Source organism: Paenibacillus wuxiensis (genome assembly GCF_040195695.1).
GTDB classification, from domain to species: domain Bacteria; phylum Bacillota; class Bacilli; order Paenibacillales; family Paenibacillaceae; genus Paenibacillus_B; species Paenibacillus_B suaedae.
The window spans coordinates 237,147-260,027 of sequence record NZ_JBEFZI010000009.1; the positions used below are offsets into that span (position 1 = coordinate 237,147).

Here is a 22,881-nt window from a genome sequence, read left to right on the forward strand (position 1 = left end):
TCAGCCGTCGAGGAGTAAAGCTCCTTGACGGCTTTTGTTTGTGCATTGACGGACAAACGTGCGTACAAATTTTCAAAATCATTGTGATAAAAAAAGTTGCTTTGTATTCAAATTTGAATATAATGAATTATGTTCGCATTATTCAAATTTGAATATAGGGGTGGTAAGGATGGGTTCTTCTTCTCGTGCTCGCATAACGGTTATTGGTCTTCTGCACGGGCTGTTGATTGTGTCGCTGGATCAGACGATACTATCTACAGCCGTGCCGACGATTGTTGCGAAGCTTGGCGGCTTCGAACAGTATGTATGGTTGTTCTCGGCTTATCTGATTGCAAGCGTGGCGTGTATGCCGTTGTTCGGCAAGCTATCTGATATGTACGGACGCAAGCGATTCTTTGCGCTCGGGATCATCGTATTCATGGTAGGCTCGGTACTATGTGGAATGGCCGGTTCGATGCAGGAATTAATTTGGTATCGTGCGATCCAAGGTATTGGCGGCGGTGCGCTTATGCCCGTTGTATTTACGATTCTGTTCGATATATTCCCAGAGGGAAAACGAGCTAAGATGACAGGGATGTTCGGGGCAGTATTTGGTCTATCCAGTGTGTTTGGGCCCATGGCTGGAGCTTTTTTCTCCGACCACCTGCACTGGCGTTGGATCTTCTACGTGAATCTTCCATTAGGATTGATTGCGCTTCTACTTGTTATGCTTGGCTATCAGGAGACACTAAGCTTCAAGAAGCAGCAGATTGATTGGCTGGGAACATTCACGCTGGTTGCTGCAATCTTGTGCTTCATGTTCGGATTGGAGATGGGGGGCAAGGATTATGCATGGTCTTCCGCGACGATCATCTCGCTTTTTGTAGGGGCACTCCTTATGCTTGTTCTATTTATCATTGTCGAGTTGAAGGTGCAAGAGCCAGTCGTCCCGCTTGGTTTGTTCAAGAGTAAGCTGTTTACCGCGAGCATGGGGGCAGGGCTGCTAATTGGAATGCTGTTGATGGCAGGAGCGACCTTCATTCCGTTATTCATTCAAGGAGTTGTGGGCGGATCCGCGACGAATGCTAGTACAGTGCTGACGCCGATGATGCTGGCACTCGTCTGCAGCACCGTTACGGCAGGATTTCTGCTGAGAAAGATGTCGTTCCGCAGCATAATGCTTATATCGGGAACATTGCTGCTGATGTCTGTTGTGCTTTTATCCCAGGTAACGCCTGACACCTCCATGTCTACGATGGTTGTATTTATGATCATGATGGGCTTGGGGATAGGTGCTTCCTTCCCCGTTACCTCGATCGCGGCACAGCATAAGGTGGATTATCAGCAGCGGGGCACAGTCAATTCGCTAGTGCGGTTCTTCCAAACACTTGGCAATACGCTCGGAATCAGTATATTAGGGAGTATTCAGACCTCTTATTTACGTGATCGCTTCGGCGATGTGCTGACTGATCCAAAGCTTGTGGAGCAGCTTGGCAATCCGCAGGTTCTGCTGCAGGATCAAGTACGTTCATCCATTCCAGAGCCGATTTTGAAGCAGCTAACTAGCGCGTTGTCTGATTCCATTGCCCATGTTTATGTGTGGTCCATTCCGATCGCGGTGCTTTCCCTTTTGTTCATTTTGCTTATGGGACGTGTTACAATGGTGTCTAAACACTCTCATGGGAGTGCGGCAGCCGCAGAGCAAGGTGGAGAACCTGCATGATTGCGAATGGCTGTCGTTTCATGAAGGAAGAGGTGGAACGCATGTCGATGAAGCTGGCCATACTTGGTTTGCTTATGGAGCAAGATCGCCATCCTTATGAGATGAGTCAAGCTATGAAAGAACGCGAAATGCATAATTATATGAAAATTCAATATGGGTCGCTGTATTATGCCATTGACCAGTTAAACAAGGGCGAGTTTATTGAAAAAGCCGAGTTCGTGAGCGGCGGTTCTCGCCCGGATAAGACGATTTATCGCATTACGGAAAAAGGGAAGCGTGAGCTTGAAGAACTGCTCATTGAAGAAATGAAAAAGCTGCCTCATTTGAATCATCCATTTTATGCGGCGCTGTCCTTTGTGAAGTATGCGGATCAGGCAATCGTTATGGAGATTATTCAGAATCGTATTGCTTACTATGAGCAGGAAGCAGAACGAATGTGGGCCCTGTACGAAGAGCATATCTCATATGCTCCCCGTTCTGTTCTTTATATGTTGTATGGGGGCTATAAATATACAGTAACCGAATTGAATTGGTTGAAAAGCCTTCAGGAGGATGCGCTGGCTGGCAAATTAGGCAGTAAAGGCGAACCTCTGCCAGTACAGAAGCTGCATTAGTGGAAGGTGTCGAAAGAACGTCTCGGAATGTCGGGGATGTTCTTTTTTTGTTGAATATGAATAAAAGCGAAATGAGCAGGACATCCTTCCCACTAAGGGAGGGGTAACCATATGTTTACAATATCGACTACAAGTTCGGAACGGAAGGGAAACATGACATCGAGATCGGATAAGCGCGCTATCGTATTCACAAGGTTGTCGTTAGGTATTGCAGGAGCGGTGCTGTGTGTAGCAGCGGGTATGCTTATAGCTCCAATGTCTGTCCAGGCGTGGACGACAGAGACGGGTGCATATCAACAAGGGGCGTTAACACAAGCAACGTTGTCCACCCATGCTTCCTCACAGGTGCAGCAAACAAAGAAATTGACTTGGACCTCGAACGCCACAACTGAAGCGCTTCCGCTCGTGTATGTGCAGCCTTTGCCGACAGTAAAACAGAAGGTGAAGGAAGAGCAGGAACGTCCACATGTTGCGGTTGCAGCGGCCAAACTGACATTCACGGCTGCTGAGCTTGCTCCACAACAGGAGCGCATCATTCGTTCGGTAAAGGTTGTTGCGACTGGCTATACGGCAGGAGCAGAATCAACTGGCAAGGAACCGGGGCATCCAGAGTACGGGATTACTTATTCCGGTGTTAAAGTGCGTCGAGACTATGTGTCAACGATCGCAGCGGATTTATCCGTATTTCCATTAGGAAGCATCCTCTATATTCCGGGATATGGATATGGGATTGTAACGGATATTGGTGGCAAAATTAAGGGCAAGAAGCTTGATCTATTCTTCCATACAAAGAAGCAGGTATACGGGCAGTGGGGCAAGAAAGAAGTGGAAGTCAAGCTAATTAAACGCGGCAATGGAAAAGTATCGGAACAAATGCTGGATGAATTGAATGCAGCTGTCTTTAAAAATAAAGGGATTCCGGAGTCCATGCTCTAATTGGGGCTTTGTTTCATGATGAGCGCTAGGGGTGTGCATTCGAATAATCGAGTGCTGCGCTAAGCATAATATCTCCTGTAGGAACGCAAGTTTCTGAATTTGACCCGCCGAAACGCGGAGATGCAGGAGGTGAATGGAAATGCCGAAGAACAACAAAGCGAACCGCATGCAGCCTGCTAACGCGAAGTACACTTCTGGTGAGTTTGCAGCCCAAAGCAACGCTGCTGACACTGAGTTTGGCCAAGAGGTTGCTCCTACAGCAGGTGCTGTAAAAGGAACAGAAAAAGGCATCGTGCAAAAAGTGCAGGAAGCTGATCAACAACAATAATACACCAAGATGCGGTGGCGAGTTATAGACTTAGCCAGGCATCGTAACGAATGGCTGCCCCTTGCTTGGGCAGCCATTTTCATTTCATTGCGGAAGTGAAAAATTCGATAGTAATTCATTTCCAGTTCCTCGGTCCCGAGACTGAGACGAACTTCCTTCCTCCGTCGCTGGTAGATGGACATGATTTCTCTTACAATTACTACATAATGAATGAAATGACTGCAGAGAAATGGAGGGAACCGTATGAATAATCAGCGTGGCAGATGGTCGGGAGGGTTGTTTCTAATCGCGATCGGCGCTTTCTTCATGCTTAACCAACTTGGTTATATTGATATGGATTTTGGGGAATTGATACGCACATTTTGGCCGGTGATCCTCATCTTAACGGGATTCAATGCGCTTATACAGGGGGCGTTCTGGGGGCTTATCCTTCTAGCCATCGGTGGCTACTTTCAGTTATCGAATTTAGGAGTTCTGACGGTGGATATTGGTTCAGCTATGAGGATGCTCGTTCCATTTATCCTCATTATGGTCGGTGTAGGGATGTTGATTCGTCCACGAAAAAATCGGCATAGAGATAAGTATCGTGATCGTAAGCGTTGGGACGAAGGGTACTGGCATGAACATGGTGGACAACATGATCGACCGTATAGTGAACCGCGTCCACTAGATGATGACTTTGATCAGACCTTTAATAAGCATTTTAACAAAGACGGTGTATCCGATGTTCCTCCGCCTCCGGGATATGATGAGACTGGTTCGGCAGTAGGCGGGGATAGCGACAGACGCTATAAAGAACCGTTTGGACGTAATCAAAGCCAATCATCTGATTATGATCCATTTTCGTATAAGGGATCAGTACCACCGCCACCACCACCGCCTCCGCCAATGGGCTCGGGATCGAAGTTCGACACGGTGAACAAGTCAGGCTTTATCGGTGATATTCATTTAGGCTCTGATTATTGGGAATTGAAGCCGATGAACATCTCGCATTTCATTGGTGATACGGTAATCGACTTGACGAAGGCGCAAGTGTCGTACGGCGAGACGAAGATCAATGTTTCTTCTTTTATAGGAGATGTGAAAGTATATGTTCCGAATGATATGGATCTTGGTGTAGTGGTAAGTTCAAGCTCCTTCCTCGGCGATGTGAGAGTATTCAATCAGGAGAAGGAAGGGTTCATGAATAATTTGCAAGTGGAGACTCCCTATTATTATGAAGCAGGCAAGAAAGTGAAAATCTCCGTCAGTACCTTCATAGGGGATGTAAAGGTCATGAAAGTGGGGTAGTGCAATCATGGTGTCACGCTGGTTTCGCAGCACGAAGAGTGTCAAGTGGGAGCTGCTTCTCACCTTTGTGATTTCAGGCTGTATTATCATGAGTGTGTTCTGGATTGGCTTCGTCTATGGAGGTTCCTGGTATAGTGGGATGAACTGGTGGCTGTTCGGTATTGTGACGGTCATCATCGTATCGGTCATTATGGGTTATGTCGCAGGCGTGCGCCTTCAGCGCCGCCTTGACGTACTTCACGATAGCATGATGCAGGTGATGAAGGGCAATTGGGCAGAGCGGATTCCGCTTGGCGATGAAGAGTCATTTGCTCGCTTGTATGAAGACTTCAATACGATGGTAAGCGGGATGGAACAGAAGCTTCGCATCTTGCAGAAGTTGTCCGAGCAGCAAGTGATGGATCGGGAGCGGGAATGCGAAGCTGTTGTGCTGGAGGAACGAAGACGTCTAGCAAGGGATTTGCATGATACAGTCAGTCAGCAGTTATTTGCGCTTCATATGGCTTCCTCTTCCTTGACGAAGGTCATGGACATAGATATGGATCGGGCGAAGAAGGTGGTTGGCCATCTTGTTGAGATGTCCCATACCGCACAGCGCCAAATGCGCGGCTTAATTGCACAGCTGCGGCCGCTTGAGCTTGACGGCAAGACATTGCAAGAAGCGTTGGGCCGCTGGTTCCCTGACTATTGCCGGCAGAATGGCTTGCAAGGTAAGATTGACATTGAACTAAATTGTGAATTGTCGGAAGCCAAAGAGCATCAGTGCTTCTTAATGATTCAGGAAGCCATGGCCAATGTAGTCAAGCACGCGAAGGCGACGAAGGTTACCTTGACTCTGCAGGAGACGCCGAATCAGATTATTCTTGCTGTGGCAGATGATGGCCAAGGGTTCGATCTTCAGAGTGCGTCATTCAAGGCAGGGAGCTATGGACTGACGACGATGCGAGAGCGGGTGGATAAGCTTGGCGGTCACATGGATCTCATAAGCCGTCCGGGAGCGGGGACGACAATACGCGTACATATCCCTCGATTTGAAGAAATAGAAGAGCAGTCAAATGACGGAGGTCATTCCAATACAGAAATGTGTGAGTAACGGAGAACGGACGGGAGGCGAATCGGTTGGGGGATAAGACATCGGTATTTCTTGTGGACGATCATGAAATGGTGCGGCTAGGTCTTCAAACTTACTTAATGCTCGATCCGGAGATTGAAGTTATTGGCGAGGCTAGTGGTGGTAGAGAAGCGATTGCTGCCATACAAGCGATGGCTAGTCGGAATGAGCCATTGCCTGATTTAATCCTTATGGACTTGATGATGCCTGACTTGAACGGGGTAGAGACAACAAGAGAGCTTATCGCACAGTTTCCGAATTTGCGAATTGTCATGCTGACCAGCTTCATGGAAGATGAGCAGGTTGTCGAAGCGATTCAGGCGGGGGCAGTCAGTTATGTGCTGAAGACGGTGTCGGCTGAAGAACTGGTATACGCGATTCGTGGCGCGCTGCAGGGCAGACCGGTTATGAGCGGTGAAGTATCACAGGCATTGACCCGTGGACTGCGCAAGCGTGCAGCTCAGCCGGATGATGAGGGACTGACGGAGCGGGAGAAGGAAGTGCTGCTGCTTATTGCTGATGGCAAGACGAACAAGGATATTGCAGATGAGCTCCATATCAGCATCAAGACGGTTAAGACACATGTATCGAACCTACTTATGAAGTGTGAGCTGCAGGATCGTACACAGCTTGCAGTGTTCGCTCATCGTAAAGGGTGGGTTAAAAACGAATAATTTCGTCTATCCTGTAAATAGACGTAGTAGTTGTGAACGTGATGGTCTCAGTTGTCTAGATATATGATATTCTAGGTCTAGACACTAGTAGATTTGAACTGTGCTTTTTATTGCATCGACAGGAATTGCAGAACAGGCCGAAGGGCCTGTTTTTTTGTCGAACTTTTGTATTATCATCTTTTATGGTGTTTTATATTGTTTTTAAGCTAGGATTAAGGTTTATCGTCCATTATATAAACATATCATTACGATACTTCATTTGATACGAGTACATTAGGAGGTAGGCAAAATGGACGAACAAAAACGCAATTTATTTGGTGCATCCGACAAGGATTCTCATACATCAGCATCAGACGACAGCGCTGCTCGACAAGAGCGCGATGACAGCCTGAGTGAAGAACAGGAACTGGGCAAGCAAAATGAACGTTACTACTACGCCTACGGCCCTTATCAATCCGTAAAACAAGAAGAACCTTCGAGAACCACAACATCGACAGATCAAACTGGACGTATGAATGATGTGCAGGTAACGCCGCCGAATCCGGTTAAGCCGCTTCCGTTCTCCAGCGCTACGCAGCAGGGAGGGGCTCAAGCGAGTGGATATACGGCTCCGAATATGCGTGGTGACGGAGGAGGCCAATCTGCTCCGCCGCAAGGTGATTGGAACTTCAAGGATTCGAAGCGCAAGAGAGGGACTTCCTTCAAGGCAATATTTGCTTCCTTCATGGCAGGGGCGCTCGTCATTACGGCGCTTATGATTACGGCTGACAAGACGAACCTGTTTACAGGAGGAACGGCGCTTGCTGGCGAGGGGGCTGGAAGCAGTGCGGCAGGTGCGAATGCGGTGCAGACCAATGGGCCTGGAACTACGCTGCCGAACGGCTCGAACAGTGTAGCGGATGTATTTAAGAAAGCTAGTCCTGCTGTCGTGAAGATCGAGACATTCGGAACGACAAGAGGGCAAAGCGGTGGTGGCAGCAATCCGTGGATGGATGACCCGTTCTTCCGCCAATTCTTCGGAGACGGCTATGGGAATGACAATTCCCGCCAGGATGTGAAGCCGAAGCTGCAGCCTCTTGGAATCGGTACAGGGTTCATTTTTGATAAAGACGGTTATATATTGACGAATCAGCACGTGATTGAAGGTGCGGAGGCGATTCAGGTACAGGTGGAAGGAAACAAGGAGCCGATTAAGGCAGAACTGCTTGGACATAGCAAAGACTTGGATTTGGCTGTACTGAAGATTGAAAGCAAGGGCGATCTTCCTACTGTTAGCCTTGGCAATTCTGATGCAACTCAAATCGGAGACTGGCTTGTTGCAATCGGCAACCCGTCTGGATTCGATCATACGGTTACTGTTGGTGTACTTAGTGCACGCGAACGCAAAATCAATGTTGACGATAACGGCAGCGCTCGTGAATACCAACACTTGCTTCAGACAGATGCATCGATCAACCCTGGTAACTCTGGCGGTCCGTTGTTGAACATGCAGGGCGAAGTTATCGGCATGAATGTAGCGGTAAGTCGCCAGGCGCAAGGAATTGGATTCGCTATTCCATCGAATGTGATGAGTAAGGTTGTTGAGGATTTGAAGAACAAACGCGAGATTGCGAAGGAGCCTCTGCCATTTATCGGTGCAACACTCATTACGATGACAGATGATATTGCAGACCGATTAGGTATGAATCTAATTAAGGGGTCTCTCGTGAGCGAAGTGTTGTTCGGCACCCCTTCTTATGAGGCAGATTTGCGCGCATATGATATCATTACCGGTATGGATGGGACTAAATATACAACCAAGGAAGAGCTAATTGAACAGATTAGCAAGAAGAAGGTTGGCGATACCGTTAAGCTTCAAGTCGTACGCAATGGCAAGTCGATTGATGTAAGTGTGAAGATTGGCGATAAGAACAAATTCACGAAACAATTGCAGCAATAAGGGGAGGGGAGTGCGTCACGACATGAGCAATGGCACTTGAAGGACGCATCCCCCTAAGTATAAAGATAGGAAGCACAGAATGGCTTATGCGATTTCTGGCTTCCTTTTCGCTTTAATGGCAGAATAACAAATGATTTGCATATTTGATGGAAATCGGAAAAAGGGGATGAGTATGATGCGATCAACGATACTGGTAATTGACGATGATGAGAAAATTACTTCCATGCTTCGAAGGGGGTTGGTGTTCGAAGGGTACGAGGTACGTACGGCTTCGAATGGATCGGAAGGGCTGCGGGACATGATGCTGCATGAACCAGATATGGTCATATTAGACGTCATGATGCCCGAAGTTGATGGATGGGAAGTATGCCGCCGTATGCGTGAAGGGGGCAGCAGTGTGCCTGTGCTCATGCTGACGGCTAAGGATGAGGTGCAGGATCGCGTGAAGGGGCTTGATAACGGGGCGGATGATTACTTGGTCAAGCCGTTTGCACTTGAAGAGCTGCTTGCACGTGTCCGTGCCCTGTTGCGGCGTCGCAGTGATAGTGAAGGGGGTTCGCATCGCCTAACATTCGAGGATATTGTGCTGGACTTACATACACGTGAAGTACAGCGGGACGGCAAGGCGATCGAGCTTACAGCGAAGGAATTTGAGCTGCTCCATCTATTCATGCAGAACCCGAAGCGGGTACTGCCGCGCGATATGATTATGGAGAAGATATGGGGATATGATTACAGCGGTGAATCTAATGTGTTGGAAGTATATATTGCCATGCTTCGTCAGAAGACAGAGGAGCATGGAGGCAAACGCATCATACTAACGATCCGTGGGACGGGCTATGTACTGAGAGGGGACAGTTAGATCGATGTCAATTCGATTGCGGCTTACAGTCTGGTATTCGGCTTTGCTTGCCTTTACCTTATTTTTGTTCGGGATTGCGATTTATACATTTGTCGACTACAACATCTATAAAGATATTAAGACCCGCATTTCCAATCAGATGGATCAATTGTATATCCTCCCCTCTATCGATTGGGAACGTTCCCAGCTGAATTGGGATGTTCAGCAGTCTAATCGGTTAAATAATGAGGAAGTGTTTTTTCAGACGATTAACTTCAGTTCAGGCAAGCTAATTCGTTCTGATAACTTGAAGTCCCTTAATCTGAAGCTGCCTGTTCCTTCGAATCCAAGCCAAATTAAAGCAGGCATACGAAAGGTTGAGGTGCAATCGTTTCAATTTCTCGTGTATGAGAAGCTGCTGAAGCTGGAGAACAATGATACGATCATCGGAGCTGTACAGGTCGCTGCCTTTACCGGACATGAGGCTCGATTTATGCGTGAACTGAGGAGTATTCTCGTTGTTGCGTCCATGGTTACCGTTGTACTGGCGTTCTCACTAGGGCTCTTCTTGGCGCAGAAATCATTACGTCCGATTGAGAACATTATTAAAGCGACAGACCGGGTTCAGAAGGGTGCGGATCTCAGTGTAAGAATTCCGCGTGTCGGGCCGCCGGATGATGAGGTTGGTCAATTGACTGACCGTATTAACAGCATGCTTGGGCGAATGGAAGCCTTCTATAATGAGCTTGACGAGGCATACCGGGCACAGCGGAGATTCGTATCTGATGCATCGCATGAACTGCGCACTCCGCTGACTACGATTCGGGGAAATGTTGATCTGCTTGAGAAGATGTGGCTGCAAGAAAGCGGGACACTGGCGTTAACAGAAGTAGACAAGCAGCAAATGTCTATGGAGGCGTTAAGCGACATAGCAGATGAATCGCGTCGAATGAGCAGGCTTATCAATGATATGCTGTCACTGGCTCGGGCGGATGCCGGTTATGTGATGGAGAAGTCGATGATTGAATTGAAGTCGCTCGTTGAGGAAGTTGTGCGAAGAGCGCAATTCTTGCCGCGCAAGGCGGAATGGATTCTTGGAGACATAGCAGCAATCGATCAGAAAATAGTGTACGGCAACAAAGATTATTTGCAGCAAATGCTGTTTATCTTCATCGAGAATGCATTCAAATACACGGATGGCGGGTTTGTACGTCTGGATGCGATTATTCAGGATGAGCAAATTGGCTTGAAGGTGCAAGATACGGGAATGGGCATGAATCAGAAGGAAGTTCCGTATATCTTTGAGCGATTCTATCGTGCTGACGTATCTCGCGGCGTTACTTCCGGAACGGGGCTCGGTCTGTCGATCGCGAAATGGATCATTGATGAGCACCGCGGTTCTGTGGAAGTAGTCACGAAGCCAAATGAGGGGACGACGTTCATCGTTTGGCTGCCGCTTGCTTCGGTCGACGAATGCGAGGGAGTTCCGGTATAATGAAGATGCCGGATGCTAGTGGTGCAGTTTCATTGCAGCTCTTATAGCAGACGAAGCGATTGGAAGGGAAGCAGGTGTACTTGTGGAAGTAATGAAAATAACACCGCGCGGTTATTGCTATGGTGTTGTTGATGCAATGGTTATTGCACAGCAAACCGCACGCAATCTGGATTTGCCGCGGCCTATCTATATATTGGGCATGATTGTGCACAACAGTCATGTGACGAACGCATTCGAGGATGAGGGCATCATTACGCTTGATGGCCCGAACCGGATGGAAATCCTGGATCAAGTAGAGTCGGGGACGATTATCTTCACGGCGCATGGTGTATCGCCAGAGGTTCGCCGCAAGGCTCGTGAGAAGGGGCTTACGACTGTCGATGCTACTTGCCCGGATGTAACGCGTACGCATGATCTCATTCGCGAGAAGACGGTGGAAGGTTATGAGGTTATTTACATCGGGAAGAAAGGACATCCGGAGCCTGAAGGGGCAATTGGTGTTGCGCCGGACAGTGTTCATTTGATTGAGCGGGAAGAAGAAGTTCAGTCGCTTCAACTGGCGACAGACAAGATCATTATTACGAACCAGACGACGATGAGCCAATGGGACATTAAGCATATTATGAATCGATTGGTTGAGAAATTCCCATCAGCCGAAATCCATAACGAAATTTGCATGGCGACACAGGTTCGTCAAGCGGCAGTGGCGGAGCAAGCGGGAGAATGTGATCTCGTTATCGTTGTCGGCGACCCGCGCAGCAATAATTCGAACCGTCTTGCTCAGGTGTCAGAGGAGATTGCCGGTACGACGGCGTACCGCATTGGAGACTTGTCTGAGCTGGATGTGGAATGGCTGCGAGGCGTTAAGAAGGTTGGGGTAACCTCCGGCGCTTCGACGCCGACGCCAATTACGAAGGAAGTCATTGCGTTCTTGGAACAGTTCGACGAGGCGGATCCAGAGACATGGGAGAAGACGCGGACGGTAAATATGAAGAAGCTGCTTCCTCCTGTTCGAACGAAGTCGAAATCGTGAAGAAGCGGGCTTCGGTCCAAAGTAATGTAACTTCATTTCATGAAGTGCTGCATGTGCAATATGTTTAGGCAAATGTGAATGGCTCCTTCAAAGGAACTTAAATGCTAAGTTCCTTTGGGGGAGTTTTTTTATTTTTTCCATGAAATCATTGGAAGCCTGTCACAAAATGGAACGGTAAGATTGTTATACATATGTGAATACATACTCATAATTGTACGAAGAAGGAGAATCATCCAATGAAAACAACGATGAAATTAGTAATTGCTACATTAAGCGGCATCCTGATGTTCGGTTCTATGAGCTTCACAGTTCAGGCGGATCCATCCCAGACAGCGAGTGACACTGCGGCTGCCACATCGACTGATCAGGAGCTAACATTAGAAGAACAGAATAAGATATATGAAAAGGAAGTAAGAAGAATAGGGCAAGAGGCTAAAAATCCGGGTGACGTGTATGTTGCTTTTATTAGCAATAAAAAATTGATGTCCGGAATGGAATTCCTCTATATAGTCAATCCGCTTACGTTCAAAACATACGAGGAATATATAAAAAAGGCTGCTACGTATCAAGGGCCAGTATTGCAGAAGCCAACCAACCTGCCGAAGGGATATAAGTTAGCCAAAGCGGAAATCGAGTATCTGAAAAGTAAGGAGTTCGAAGCAGAAGTCAAAAAAGAAGCTGCTATTGAGGGACAAGGAAAATTACTTTATGCGAAGAAATATGATTGGAAGGTACCGGGCGAAATCAAGCTTGAGTTTGTGAATGGGAAGAACACGTTTCTGTTTGAAATGTACACGATCGACCCGAAAACAGCGAAAAAGCAAACAGGTTATGTCTATGAACCTGCTAGCGAAAAGGCAAAATACAATTTCCTGTCTTGGAGGGTGAAAGATAAAGCAATTACTATTCAAACGAATACGGATATGTCCAAAGAAGATCTAATCAAGCTTTCGAAAACGATGGTACTTGAGAAAAAATAATCAGATAAGCAGGGTTTCGTAATCGGACGAAGTATATCGAGTAACCCCCGGGGAAGCTGTGAAGATTAGCAGTTTTTCAGGGGGTTGTTTTTTAGGGATTTTTTGATAATGATGTCACGAAAGGCATGGTGAGAGTTGTTATATAAGATAAGGCGTCAAAAGCTTAACTAGAGAGGGGCACTTTGATATGAAAATGACAATGAAACTTGCAATCGCAACGATAAGCGGCATCCTATTATTTGGTTCGATGAATCTCGCGGCAGAGGCGGCGTCTTCTCGTTCGATAAGCGATATAACGTTGAAGACGGCAGCGGCTAAACCAAAGACCATGACTGAGGGCGAGAAGTTGGAAAAAGCAGAGAGGGAGAGAATCAACAAATTACTTGAAAAAAATCCGGAAGATACCTATATCTTATATGTCAGTAATGAATTGACGAAAGTTAAAGGCAAAGCAGAGGTCGACATGTTGGGCAACAGCATGCCGAAATTTAGCAAGTATGAGGACTATCTAAAGAAGGCAGCCAGTTTGAAGGAAGCAACGCTGCAAAAACCTGCTAACTTGCCCAAAGGATATGTCTTCTCCGCAGCAGAGATTGTAGGTCCATATACCGCTGATTTTGCTGCAGAATTGAAAGCAGAAGCAAAAAAATTAAACAAACAGATTTACTCTAAAAAACTGAATTGGACAACTACAAATGAAACCAAATTAGAATTCAAAAATGGAGACAATTTTATCAAAATAAGCAGCCGTAAGCCTGATGCGGTGGATAAGAAAAATTATAGTCAAGAGTATACCTATACAAGCGCGGAAAAAATGAAAAAAGATAATCCATATGTAGGCGAGAAATATCTAGTAAATTCGTTGGTTTGGATCCAACACGGCAAGCTGCTTTCCGTTCATACGAATCCAAAGAATCCAATGACGAAGGAAGAGATGATCAAGTTGGCGAAAACGATGGTCAAAAAGTAAGAATCGCCATGTTATTGCTGCGAAACGTAAGATAATCCGATATTGAACACCCTCAGGGGAAGACGTGGATCAGCATGTCTAACCTGGGGGTATTTGCGTTTCTTCGATTGAAGTCATGTCACAAACCAGACGGTTGAAATTGTTATATAAATGGTAGATATTACATGTCAAACAGGAAAGGTGCGATTTTATATGAATACGAAGATGAAAATAGCAATTGCTTCACAATGCAGCATTCTATTGTTCGGATCCATGCACCTCATGTCAGGCACAGCGTCAGATCATGCTATAAGCGGCATCAGCTTGAAGGCAGCAGCAACGAAACCAATGACTGCAAATGAAGGCGAGAAGTTGGAGCAAGCCGAGAAGGCTAAACTTGACAAACTGTTGGAAAAAAATCCGTGTGATATGTATCTGATATACAGCAGTTATCAGCCAAAGGGATTTGAGGTTTTTGGTTATGGCAATTTTAATCCGCGCTATGAGAAATACGAGGACTATGAGAAGTTGTTGCGTGTTATGAAAGAGCCGGCTCCGCAGATGCCTGCTGATCTGTCGAAGAGCTATACGTTCGACGGGGTTATTGTTGCTGCGCCATATACAAATGAGTATGCGGCGGCCATGCAGGCTGAGGCGAAAAAGCTCGGCAAAAAGGTGTATTCAAAGAAGCTTGAATGGAAGGATACGAATATGATCCAGTAGCGTTTTGTGAACGGCAAAGATTATATTCAGTTCTCTAGTTATCGGATTGAAGAGATGGAAAAGAAACAACAAGGATATGTCTATATCGCTGCTGCGGATGTGAAAAAGAAAAATCCAAAACTTGATCCTAAATTTATTACGACCACATTAAATTGGTATGAACAGGGTAAGGGGTTCTCGATTTCAACCAATGCTGAGAATCCGCTGACGAAGGAAGACCTGATCAAGCTGGCGACAACGATGGTGAAAAAATAGCTTTGACATCGCTAAATTTTGGTGAATACATGTTGACATATATAAACTACGGTTGTAGTATATTAATTAACTACATCCGTAGTTTAATTTATTCCAATTGATCGTTGAAAGGAGTGTTGTGGAATGATTGCAGTATCAAAGTAGTATAGCGGCTCTAAGTAGCGTGTTGTTACTAGGTTCAAGTGTGGATCAATCCGTACACCATCATTTCTGCTGACGGTACAAATTATGAATGCATGCAGCATAAACGAGAGCATTTTGTATGTTAAATCTGTTGACATCGATGCAGTAAAAATATAGCATGTATTTATAACTACAAATGTAGTTAACTAAATGATTGGACTTTGGGGGTTTCATGCATGAATCTGAATCAAATACCACCGATTACGGATGCGGAATTGGAAATAATGCGCGTCTTATGGGCAAATCCGAATTGCCCATCCAGTGAGGTCGTAAAACAGCTGGCGGAGCGCATGGGCTGGAGTCCGAATACGACACGAACGCTTCTAAATCGCTTGGTGCAGAAGAAAGCGGCGGGGGCGAAGCTGGAAGAGGGTTCGAAGCGCACCCAGCTATTTTTTTCGATCATCAGCGAGCAGGAATACTTGCGATCGGAAACTACGTCTTTTATGAAGAAACTGTATGGCGGGGCCTTAAAGCCGATGCTGGCCCACTTCTTAGAGGATAAGACGCTAAATCCGCAGGAAATCGAGGATTTAAAGGCTTTATTTGACGAAAATCGCGGCGACGAACCGGAAATGAGAGATTGCAAATGAGTTCGACAATGCATGAATGTTTATTATCGTTTTTTGGCTGGGTGATTCGCGGCTCATTTATGGCAAGCATCTTGGTTTTACTGGTTTTGATGCTGCAACTTCTATTAAAAAACAAGCTTGAAGTCAGATGGAAGTACCTGCTGTGGATCCCTGTGGCGATTCGTTTGCTGCTGCCTTGGGCACCGGAGTCTTCACTTAGCCTGTACAATGTGTTTTCATTGGAGACCATAGTGCCCGATACTAGACAACAAACTCAAAATGCATCAGCTTGGCACAATTTGTGGAAAAGGCCAGGTGAAAAGGGAGAAGCGGCAGCTCAAGCAGAGAATTCTATTGATTCGGAGAAAAGCAACCTATTAAGAGGGAGTGCACAAATATCGGATTCGCCTCATGAATCTGGTGCTTTATGGGACATACGCTTCTGGTGGAGTGGGTTCAAGCAATTGGGCTTCATCAATATGCTTATGTCGGTTTGGCTATTGGGTATCTTGTTTTTTGCTGCGAAGACTGTCTTCGACCAACTTCGATTGAGCCGAGCCTTACGTGCGGCCAAAAAAATTGAAACGCCTTTTTTAACGACAGTGTTCCGTGAAACGAAGCGGCTAATGGGCGTAAAGCGTGACGTGCAGTTTGTCGCTAGCGAGATTATTCCCGGGCCTGCCGTTGTTGGCTATAGCAAGCCAGCGATCCTTATTTCGCCAAGTTTGCTCGTCACGCTGCAAGAGGATCAACTTCAATACATATTGGCGCATGAATGTGCCCATATACAGCGGCGGGATGTGGCGGTGAATTGGATGATGCATATCCTACTAATCTTCCATTGGTTTAATCCATTATTGTGGCTTGCCGTACATAAAGCAAGGCAGGATCAGGAGATGGCCTGTGATGCATACGTGCTGGATCGGATCAGTTCACAGGAGCATGTACAGCAAAACCATGCATACGGGCAAACGATTATCCATGTACTGGAGCATTTTTCGGGAGAACATCATTACCCGGGGGTTGCCAGCCTGTCCTCTACTCATAAACAAATGAAAAGGAGACTTATCATGATCAAACAATTTGACAAAAAATCCTACCGCTTATCTATTCTGGGATTGGCAATGATTCTTATGCTAAGCAGTGTGTCGTTGGTTAATGCAAAGGAAGGAAATGCTGCGAGTGCGCCACAAAAGAGCTCCGTGCAGGAGCAGGAACCACAGTCTGCTGTGAACAATGAGCCGGGTGCTGTCAATCCAGATGGGAAGATTGGGACAGCTAAACCAAAGGAAATGAGTGAAGGTGAGAAGCTGCAGAAAGCGGAGGAGAGTAGAATTTACAAATTGCTTGAAAAAAATCCAGACGACACGTATATCGTATACGTCAGCGGTGAGATCCTTCAACGTAAAAAAGCCAGCACATATTATATGGGAAGTGTTTATCCAAAATTCGATACGTATGAAGACTATCTTAACAGAGCATCTGCATTGAAGGATGCAGTACTTCAGCAACCTGTGGACATGCCTAAAGGTTACCAATTCATTATTGGAGAAATTAGAGGCCCTTTGGGCGCCCATGATGCTAAAGAAATTGAGACCGAGGCCACGAAGTTAGGGAAGAAGGTTCACTCTAAAAAAATCAACTGGACAACCTCGAGCGGGATAATATTGGAGTACACAAATGGAGATGATAAGATTACGTTGGGAAGCAGAAATCTTGATTCAGTAGATAAGAAGCAACTTAAACAAGGGCATTATACCTATATAACTGCAGCAGAAAACAAAAAGGAAAAGAGCGCTCTTAAAGTCGAGATACGAAATGATTTGATCTGGAGAGATAATGAAAAGTTGTACTATATAAGCACCAATCCAGGCAATCCATTGACGAAGGAAGACCTGATCAAGCTGGCGAAAACGATGGTGAAGAAATAGTTTGTGTCCAAGCCCATGCATTCTGAATAGGATGCATGGGCTTTAATATGGTCAAAAACATAAAACAGGTTGACATTGTAAAAGTACAATTATAGCATGAGTATAACTACATGCGTGGTCTTGAATGATTGAGTTTGGAGGTTTCATGAATGAATAAAGTACCGCCTATTACGGATGCTGAGCTGGAGGTTATGCGCGTATTGTGGGCGCGTCCCGATTGTCCTTCCATTGAGGTAGTCAATCAAATGTCGGATTTGATGGAGTGGAGCCCGAATACGACTCGGACGCTCCTGAGCCGCTTGGTTCAGAAGGAAGCAGCTGGTGCAAAGCTGGAGAAGGGGTCGAAACGAAACTATTTGTACTACCCGCTTATCAGCGAGCAGGAGTACCTGCGATCCGAAACCAAATCCTTCATGAAAAAGCTGTATGGCGGAGCTTTGAAGCCGATGCTGGCCAACTTTTTGCAGGATAAAAAGCTGAATGAGCAGGAAATCGAGGATTTAAAATCGTTATTTGACGAGAACCGTGATGACGGTGGATCAAAAAAGAGCGATGCGTAAATTCGAATTCATGCGCTACTACAACCCTTGGAGAAGACGGCGATACAGCCAGTCTTATTCTAAGGGATTTTTTTATTTATTTGATAAAAAGTCGATCCGTGTCACAATTCTCGTTTTTAAGTTGTTCATATAGATGAGAAGAAAATTTCCATAATAGAGGTGCAGGGGAGAATTGGTTTATGAAAATGACGTCAAAACTAATCATTGCAGCAATATGCGGGTTGCTAATGTTCAGCTATGTGAACAATGCCGCGGAGGCGGCGCCAGCCAAGAGTACAATTGACTATACCGTGAAAGGTCCTTCGGGAGAGCCGAAGGTCTTTGAAGATGAGTTGGCAAGACTGCACAAGCTGGTTGAGCAAAATCCAGGTGATGCTTATGCCGTATTTATCGACAATGAAAAGACGAAAAGCAAGGGGCAGGAAATTATCTTCACCGGACATGTCGCCCCTTCATTTGAAACCTATGAGAATTATTTAAAGAAGGCCACTGATTTGAAAGGAACCGTATTAGTAGAGCCTACAAATCTGCCAGAAGGGTATTCCTTAACGAAAGCAGAAATACGGTGCCCATATAGTCCGCAATTTAAGAACGATTTGCGAGCAGAAGCCAAAAAGAAAGGTGCAGCGGTGTTGTCGAAGAAATATGAATGGACGGAAGCGGGGCAAATTGTACTGAAATATATGAACGGTGAGGATACGTTGCTTTTGGAATATATTGCACTTGGTTCGAAAGCATCCCCTGCCCAGAAAGGGTATCATTATCAAACTGCTGAAGAGGCAAGACAAAAGTTGCAGCCAGAATATCGGGATAGCCCGCAGCAAAACACACTTCTATGGACGGAACAAGGCAAGCAATTTCGAATTATAACCAACGAAGGAAATGCATTGACTCAGGAAGACTTAATCAAACTTGCGGAAACGATGGTCAGAAAATAATGTCACAAATGAGGAGGTTGAAGTTGTTCTATATAATAGGTGATTCAAGAATGAAGGAGGAAATGTGGAAATGAGTACATATAAACAATCATTAATGAAGAAGATGGTAGCGGTAACTTGTATGGCAGCTATATTGGGTACAGGAGTAGGAATGACTGTTGTTAATTTGCCTACCGCAAGTGCAGCGGCATCCGGATCGAGTGTGTTACAGGAATGGGGGGACTCAGGGGCAAAGGCAGCCAGCAAAAAAGGCTTGACCACAGTGAAAAATGCGAAGGCAACAAAAGATGGAGTTACATTGATCGTGCCTGAGCTTATGTACGACGGTGCCCGCTTTGTCATGGTGTTGAAGGCCGAAGGCGGAGAGAATCCGCTATATGCTAGTAAGAGCTATCTGCTGAATGGACAGCCGCTTCAGGTGGACAAGCTGGCGATGATGGCAAGTTCAGTTCCTGTGGAAAATGGAAAAGAGAATAATATGTGCATGATAGAGTTTACAAATGCTGCTGATCCGAAAACGGGAGAGCCTATTCTTCCCAATGAATTTGAGTTGACGATTAATGCGAAATTTGAGGCAGCGGAGATGACTCTAGTCATTCCGGTGAAAAACATCTCCAAACGGGATATTAACATACAGCCGAATGCGAAGAAAAATACGCAGAAATTCAGTTACGAAGTAATGAATCTGCGAATGACCGACGCGACGACAATGCTGCAGATTCACAGCAAGGGAGAAATTCCAAGCAGCAGCACGAAGCGGCCGAATAAGTATCATCAATCCAAAATGTATTACGAAATCGTAGACGATAAAGGTAACGAGTTAGTTCAGTTTAGACTGGGCACGTATGCGAAAAAGCCGGATAAAGAGTATAATGAAAAAATCATGTATGCTCCATCTGTTTCTGGAACTAAATTTATTACTGTAAAACCATTTACTCTTTTTGTCGATAAGAACGGGCTGCCTCTTGAGGATAAAAAACGAAACATGATAAAGGACTACCACAAAGCACTGGAAATGAAGATTCCGGTTACTTCATAAAAAGTCATAAAAAATAATAGGAAGGAACTTATCACGAAAAGCCCGAGAAAAAACCGCGTACATCGCGGTTTTTTTTATTTTTTTACACGCACTTATTGACAACATGAAAGCTGAGGGTTATATTTCACTTATTAAGTACTTAGTAAATTAAATGATAAGCTAATGTCTATTATATCTTAAAAGGGTCAAGGAGGTTCGAAATTTATGGATGTCCAATTGGAAAATGACTTGGTGTTTTGGATTCATCATGTGGGAAAAGGAGACATCTCTCTGGTTGGAGGAAAGGGGGCGAATCTCGGGGAAATGATCCGGGCAGGATTTCCGATTCCGCGAGCTTTTAGTATATCGGCTTTGGCATATAAGCGTCAGATTGAGCAAACGATTATCGCAAGTAAGCTGGAAGAATTGGAAAGAGAACATAGCCATGATCCGGAATATCAAAGCCATTCTTCCAGAAAATTGTTTTTGGAAACACCAATGCTTCCAGAGATTGAGGAGCGCATTCGCGAATATTATCGCCAATTGGGCAACGAAGTCAGGGTGGCAGTGCGATCCTCGGCTACCGCTGAAGATTTGCCTGAGGCGTCTTTTGCCGGACAACAAGAGACCTTTCTGGGCGTTCATGGAGAAGAGGCTTTGCTCCACTCCGTTCGGGAATGTTGGGCTTCCTTGTGGGGAGAAAGAGCTGTACATTACCGCAATCAACAGGGATTTACCCACAGCTCCGTTGCATTGAGTGTCGTTGTGCAAGAAATGGTGGACTCCGATGCTGCGGGCGTTCTGTTCACAGTCAATCCCTTGAATAGTTGCCACGATCAGATGTTAATTACGGCGAGCTTAGGTCTCGGTGAAGCTGTAGTGTCTGGAATTGTTACCCCAGATACCTATCGCATTGCGAAGGAAACCCTTGAAATCATTGATTGCGAAATTGGAAAAAAGGAAGAGATGGTAGTCCAACAGGAGCAGGGAAGTGTCGTCGTGCCGGTTCCACCCCAGTTACAGACGAGACCTTGTTTGTCGGATTCGATGGTTATAGATCTTTGTCGCATAGCCAAAAAAGTGGAGGAGCATTATGGTTCGCCGCAGGATATCGAGTGGGCCGTGAAACATGACCGAATTTACTTGCTTCAGTCCCGTCCTATAACAACATTGCACAGCTTGCAGCATGCAACAGATGGAGCGATCCGTCTTCCCGATGAAGACGAGCAGGTGTACGCTGGTTGGATTTATCTCGGACGAATTCCTCGTTTTGCTCGTAAGCGATTTTTACCCGTACTCGTTGACCATTTTCCTGAGCCGCTGCGTCCGCTAGATTTTGATAGTAGTCTTACTCCAGCTCTTGCCGGAGTAAGGAGGGCAGCAAAAGAATTAGGTATAGAAATGCCTGAAGATATTTCCTATCAGCATCCGACTGGACTAATTTTATTCAATCCGCCGGTTCCAGCCAACTTGCGAACGATAGCTGCTCTTCCGGTTGCCTGGTTGAAGCTGAAAGGCTGGATCAAGTATGACCCGCTGCAAGAGTGGCTGCAGGTAGACCAACCGTATTTGCGTTCCCTGCTTCCTGTTGAATCCGTCCATCTGGATTCCTCACCGCAAGATTTGGTTAGGGAGATTAAGAAATTGGAAGGGGTGATAAGTGAGCTTATGTATCGCCGTTTCCGAAAATATATGGCCGCTGGCGTCGCGGCCCAGAGCAAGCTGGACAAGATGCTTCATCGTGCGAATGTAAAGCAAGTCTATTTAATGAAGCAAAAATTGCTGCAGGCTCTGGATTATAAAACGGCTGTTGCAAACCGGGACATGAAGGAGTTAGCTAGAGTTGCGGCTGCCAGTCCTGTTGTTTTGGACATATTGGAGAAGCAGCCGTTTGGCAGAATGTACGAGACTATTATGAATAGTGATGGCTGTAGGGCATTCAAGGAAGCGATTGGACGCTTCTTGAGCAAACACGGATGCCGATGTGCATCAGGAATGGAACCGCAGCCGAGCTATCCGTCATGGAGAGATGAGCCTGACAACGTCTTAAGCATGGTCCAAGCTCTGATTCAACATCCAGAGGGGCTGATTGATGATAAGAAGGAACGAACAGAAGAATATCATAATGCCCGTGCGGAAATCGTACGACGATTGAAAAAGCCGCAATGGATTGAAACATTCGAAAAGGCGCTGGATATGACTAGGGGATTTTGGGTCGCTCGCGAGGCTACGTTGGATATGTACGAAGAGATTGTTGCGATTCTACGCGACCGTATCAAGCGAGTTGCTGCGTGGCTCATAGCAGAAGAGAAAATACGGGATGAACGGGATCTGTATTTTGTTACGTTCAATGAATTGGAGAGCATGATTGCTGACAAACATGAAGCGGAAATGGCGGAACTCGCACTTCAGCGCCGAGAAGTATGGAACCGAATGAATAATTACAGAAGTTCCGATGCCATCAATAAGTCAGAAATTGAAGAAAAAGTACTCACTGGAGCCGGGGCAAGCCAAGGAGAAGCTCAAGGTGTCGTTAAGGTGATTCGAGGGCCTCAAGAGTTCCATAAACTGAAGCGGGGAGATATTCTCGTATGCGCGAATACGAATCCAGCTTGGACACCACTTTTCTCTGTAGCTGCAGCTGTTGTAACGGATACAGGTGGCGTATTGTCACACTCGGCAATTGTAGCCAGAGAATATGGCATTCCTGCGGTCATGGCATGCGAAAATGCTACGAAATTCCTTTCTGATGGTGATCGGGTTATCGTGAACGGAACAACAGGCATGGTACAACTGTTGCGATGAAGGC

21 protein-coding genes are annotated in these 22,881 nt (G+C 45.9%); all 21 read left to right on the forward strand.

Going from position 1 to position 22,881, the window contains the following annotated elements; genetic code table 11:
* Positions 1-169 precede the first annotated feature (169 nt).
* The 21 genes from ABN764_RS21725 (at position 170) to ABN764_RS21825 (ending at position 22,877) form a co-directional block, all read left to right on the forward strand.
* Positions 170-1,702: an MDR family MFS transporter gene (locus ABN764_RS21725; protein ID WP_446673084.1), complete on the forward strand. Its 1,533-nt coding sequence runs from the start codon at positions 170-172 to the stop codon at positions 1,700-1,702.
* A complete protein-coding gene (locus ABN764_RS21730) occupies positions 1,699-2,316 on the forward strand; it encodes a PadR family transcriptional regulator (RefSeq protein ID WP_446673085.1) in 618 nt (205 codons plus the stop codon). Before ABN764_RS21725 ends, ABN764_RS21730 begins: the two co-directional genes overlap by 4 nt.
* Before the next feature lie 111 nt (positions 2,317-2,427).
* Positions 2,428-3,252 carry a 3D domain-containing protein gene (locus tag ABN764_RS21735; RefSeq protein WP_446673086.1) on the forward strand — a complete coding sequence of 275 codons (825 nt, stop codon included), beginning with the start codon at positions 2,428-2,430 and terminating at the stop codon, positions 3,250-3,252.
* A gap of 139 nt (positions 3,253-3,391) precedes the next feature.
* Complete coding sequence (locus ABN764_RS21740; protein WP_446673087.1) at positions 3,392-3,580, forward strand: hypothetical protein; 189 nt, start codon at positions 3,392-3,394, stop codon at positions 3,578-3,580.
* A 243-nt stretch (positions 3,581-3,823) separates the two neighbouring features.
* Positions 3,824-4,870, forward strand: a complete 1,047-nt coding sequence (gene liaF / locus ABN764_RS21745) for a cell wall-active antibiotics response protein LiaF (protein WP_072731394.1) — start codon at positions 3,824-3,826, stop codon at positions 4,868-4,870.
* Positions 4,871-4,877: 7 nt separating this feature from the next.
* On the forward strand, positions 4,878-5,963 hold the full coding sequence (locus tag ABN764_RS21750; RefSeq protein WP_446673088.1) for a HAMP domain-containing sensor histidine kinase: 1,086 nt from the start codon (positions 4,878-4,880) through the stop codon (positions 5,961-5,963).
* Between the two features lie 26 nt (positions 5,964-5,989).
* Complete coding sequence (locus tag ABN764_RS21755; protein WP_021254001.1) at positions 5,990-6,655, forward strand: response regulator; 666 nt, start codon at positions 5,990-5,992, stop codon at positions 6,653-6,655.
* 289 nt (positions 6,656-6,944) lie between these two features.
* Entirely contained in the window at positions 6,945-8,594 is a 1,650-nt protein-coding gene (locus ABN764_RS21760; protein ID WP_446673089.1) for a S1C family serine protease, read from the forward strand.
* A gap of 175 nt (positions 8,595-8,769) precedes the next feature.
* On the forward strand, positions 8,770-9,456 hold the full coding sequence (locus ABN764_RS21765) for a response regulator transcription factor (RefSeq protein WP_021261002.1): 687 nt from the start codon (positions 8,770-8,772) through the stop codon (positions 9,454-9,456).
* 4 nt (positions 9,457-9,460) lie between these two features.
* On the forward strand, positions 9,461-10,930 hold the full coding sequence (locus ABN764_RS21770; RefSeq protein WP_174807614.1) for a sensor histidine kinase: 1,470 nt from the start codon (positions 9,461-9,463) through the stop codon (positions 10,928-10,930).
* A gap of 82 nt (positions 10,931-11,012) precedes the next feature.
* Positions 11,013-11,963, forward strand: coding sequence for a 4-hydroxy-3-methylbut-2-enyl diphosphate reductase (locus ABN764_RS21775; RefSeq protein WP_446673090.1), 951 nt, complete (start codon positions 11,013-11,015; stop codon positions 11,961-11,963).
* Positions 11,964-12,199: 236 nt separating this feature from the next.
* Positions 12,200-12,943: a hypothetical protein gene (locus ABN764_RS21780; protein ID WP_251483709.1), complete on the forward strand. Its 744-nt coding sequence runs from the start codon at positions 12,200-12,202 to the stop codon at positions 12,941-12,943.
* A gap of 187 nt (positions 12,944-13,130) precedes the next feature.
* Positions 13,131-13,913, forward strand: a complete 783-nt coding sequence (locus ABN764_RS21785; protein ID WP_446673091.1) for a hypothetical protein — start codon at positions 13,131-13,133, stop codon at positions 13,911-13,913.
* 192 nt (positions 13,914-14,105) lie between these two features.
* On the forward strand, positions 14,106-14,615 hold the full coding sequence (locus ABN764_RS21790) for a hypothetical protein (RefSeq protein WP_446673092.1): 510 nt from the start codon (positions 14,106-14,108) through the stop codon (positions 14,613-14,615).
* A 6-nt stretch (positions 14,616-14,621) separates the two neighbouring features.
* The gene (locus tag ABN764_RS21795) at positions 14,622-14,870 is read left to right on the forward strand and encodes a hypothetical protein (RefSeq protein ID WP_446673093.1); all 249 of its coding nucleotides are present in this window, start codon (positions 14,622-14,624) and stop codon (positions 14,868-14,870) included.
* A 365-nt stretch (positions 14,871-15,235) separates the two neighbouring features.
* The gene (locus ABN764_RS21800; RefSeq protein WP_446673156.1) at positions 15,236-15,646 is read left to right on the forward strand and encodes a BlaI/MecI/CopY family transcriptional regulator; all 411 of its coding nucleotides are present in this window, start codon (positions 15,236-15,238) and stop codon (positions 15,644-15,646) included.
* Complete coding sequence (locus ABN764_RS21805) at positions 15,643-17,556, forward strand: M56 family metallopeptidase (protein WP_446673094.1); 1,914 nt, start codon at positions 15,643-15,645, stop codon at positions 17,554-17,556. The genes ABN764_RS21800 and ABN764_RS21805 overlap by 4 nt, the downstream gene beginning before the upstream one ends.
* A gap of 149 nt (positions 17,557-17,705) precedes the next feature.
* Complete coding sequence (locus ABN764_RS21810; protein ID WP_446673095.1) at positions 17,706-18,116, forward strand: BlaI/MecI/CopY family transcriptional regulator; 411 nt, start codon at positions 17,706-17,708, stop codon at positions 18,114-18,116.
* A gap of 179 nt (positions 18,117-18,295) precedes the next feature.
* Positions 18,296-19,054 carry a hypothetical protein gene (locus ABN764_RS21815; protein ID WP_446673096.1) on the forward strand — a complete coding sequence of 253 codons (759 nt, stop codon included), beginning with the start codon at positions 18,296-18,298 and terminating at the stop codon, positions 19,052-19,054.
* A 70-nt stretch (positions 19,055-19,124) separates the two neighbouring features.
* Positions 19,125-20,093: a DUF5643 domain-containing protein gene (locus ABN764_RS21820; RefSeq protein ID WP_446673097.1), complete on the forward strand. Its 969-nt coding sequence runs from the start codon at positions 19,125-19,127 to the stop codon at positions 20,091-20,093.
* 204 nt (positions 20,094-20,297) lie between these two features.
* A complete protein-coding gene (locus ABN764_RS21825; protein ID WP_446673098.1) occupies positions 20,298-22,877 on the forward strand; it encodes a PEP/pyruvate-binding domain-containing protein in 2,580 nt (859 codons plus the stop codon).
* The last annotated feature ends 4 nt before the right edge of the window (positions 22,878-22,881 follow it).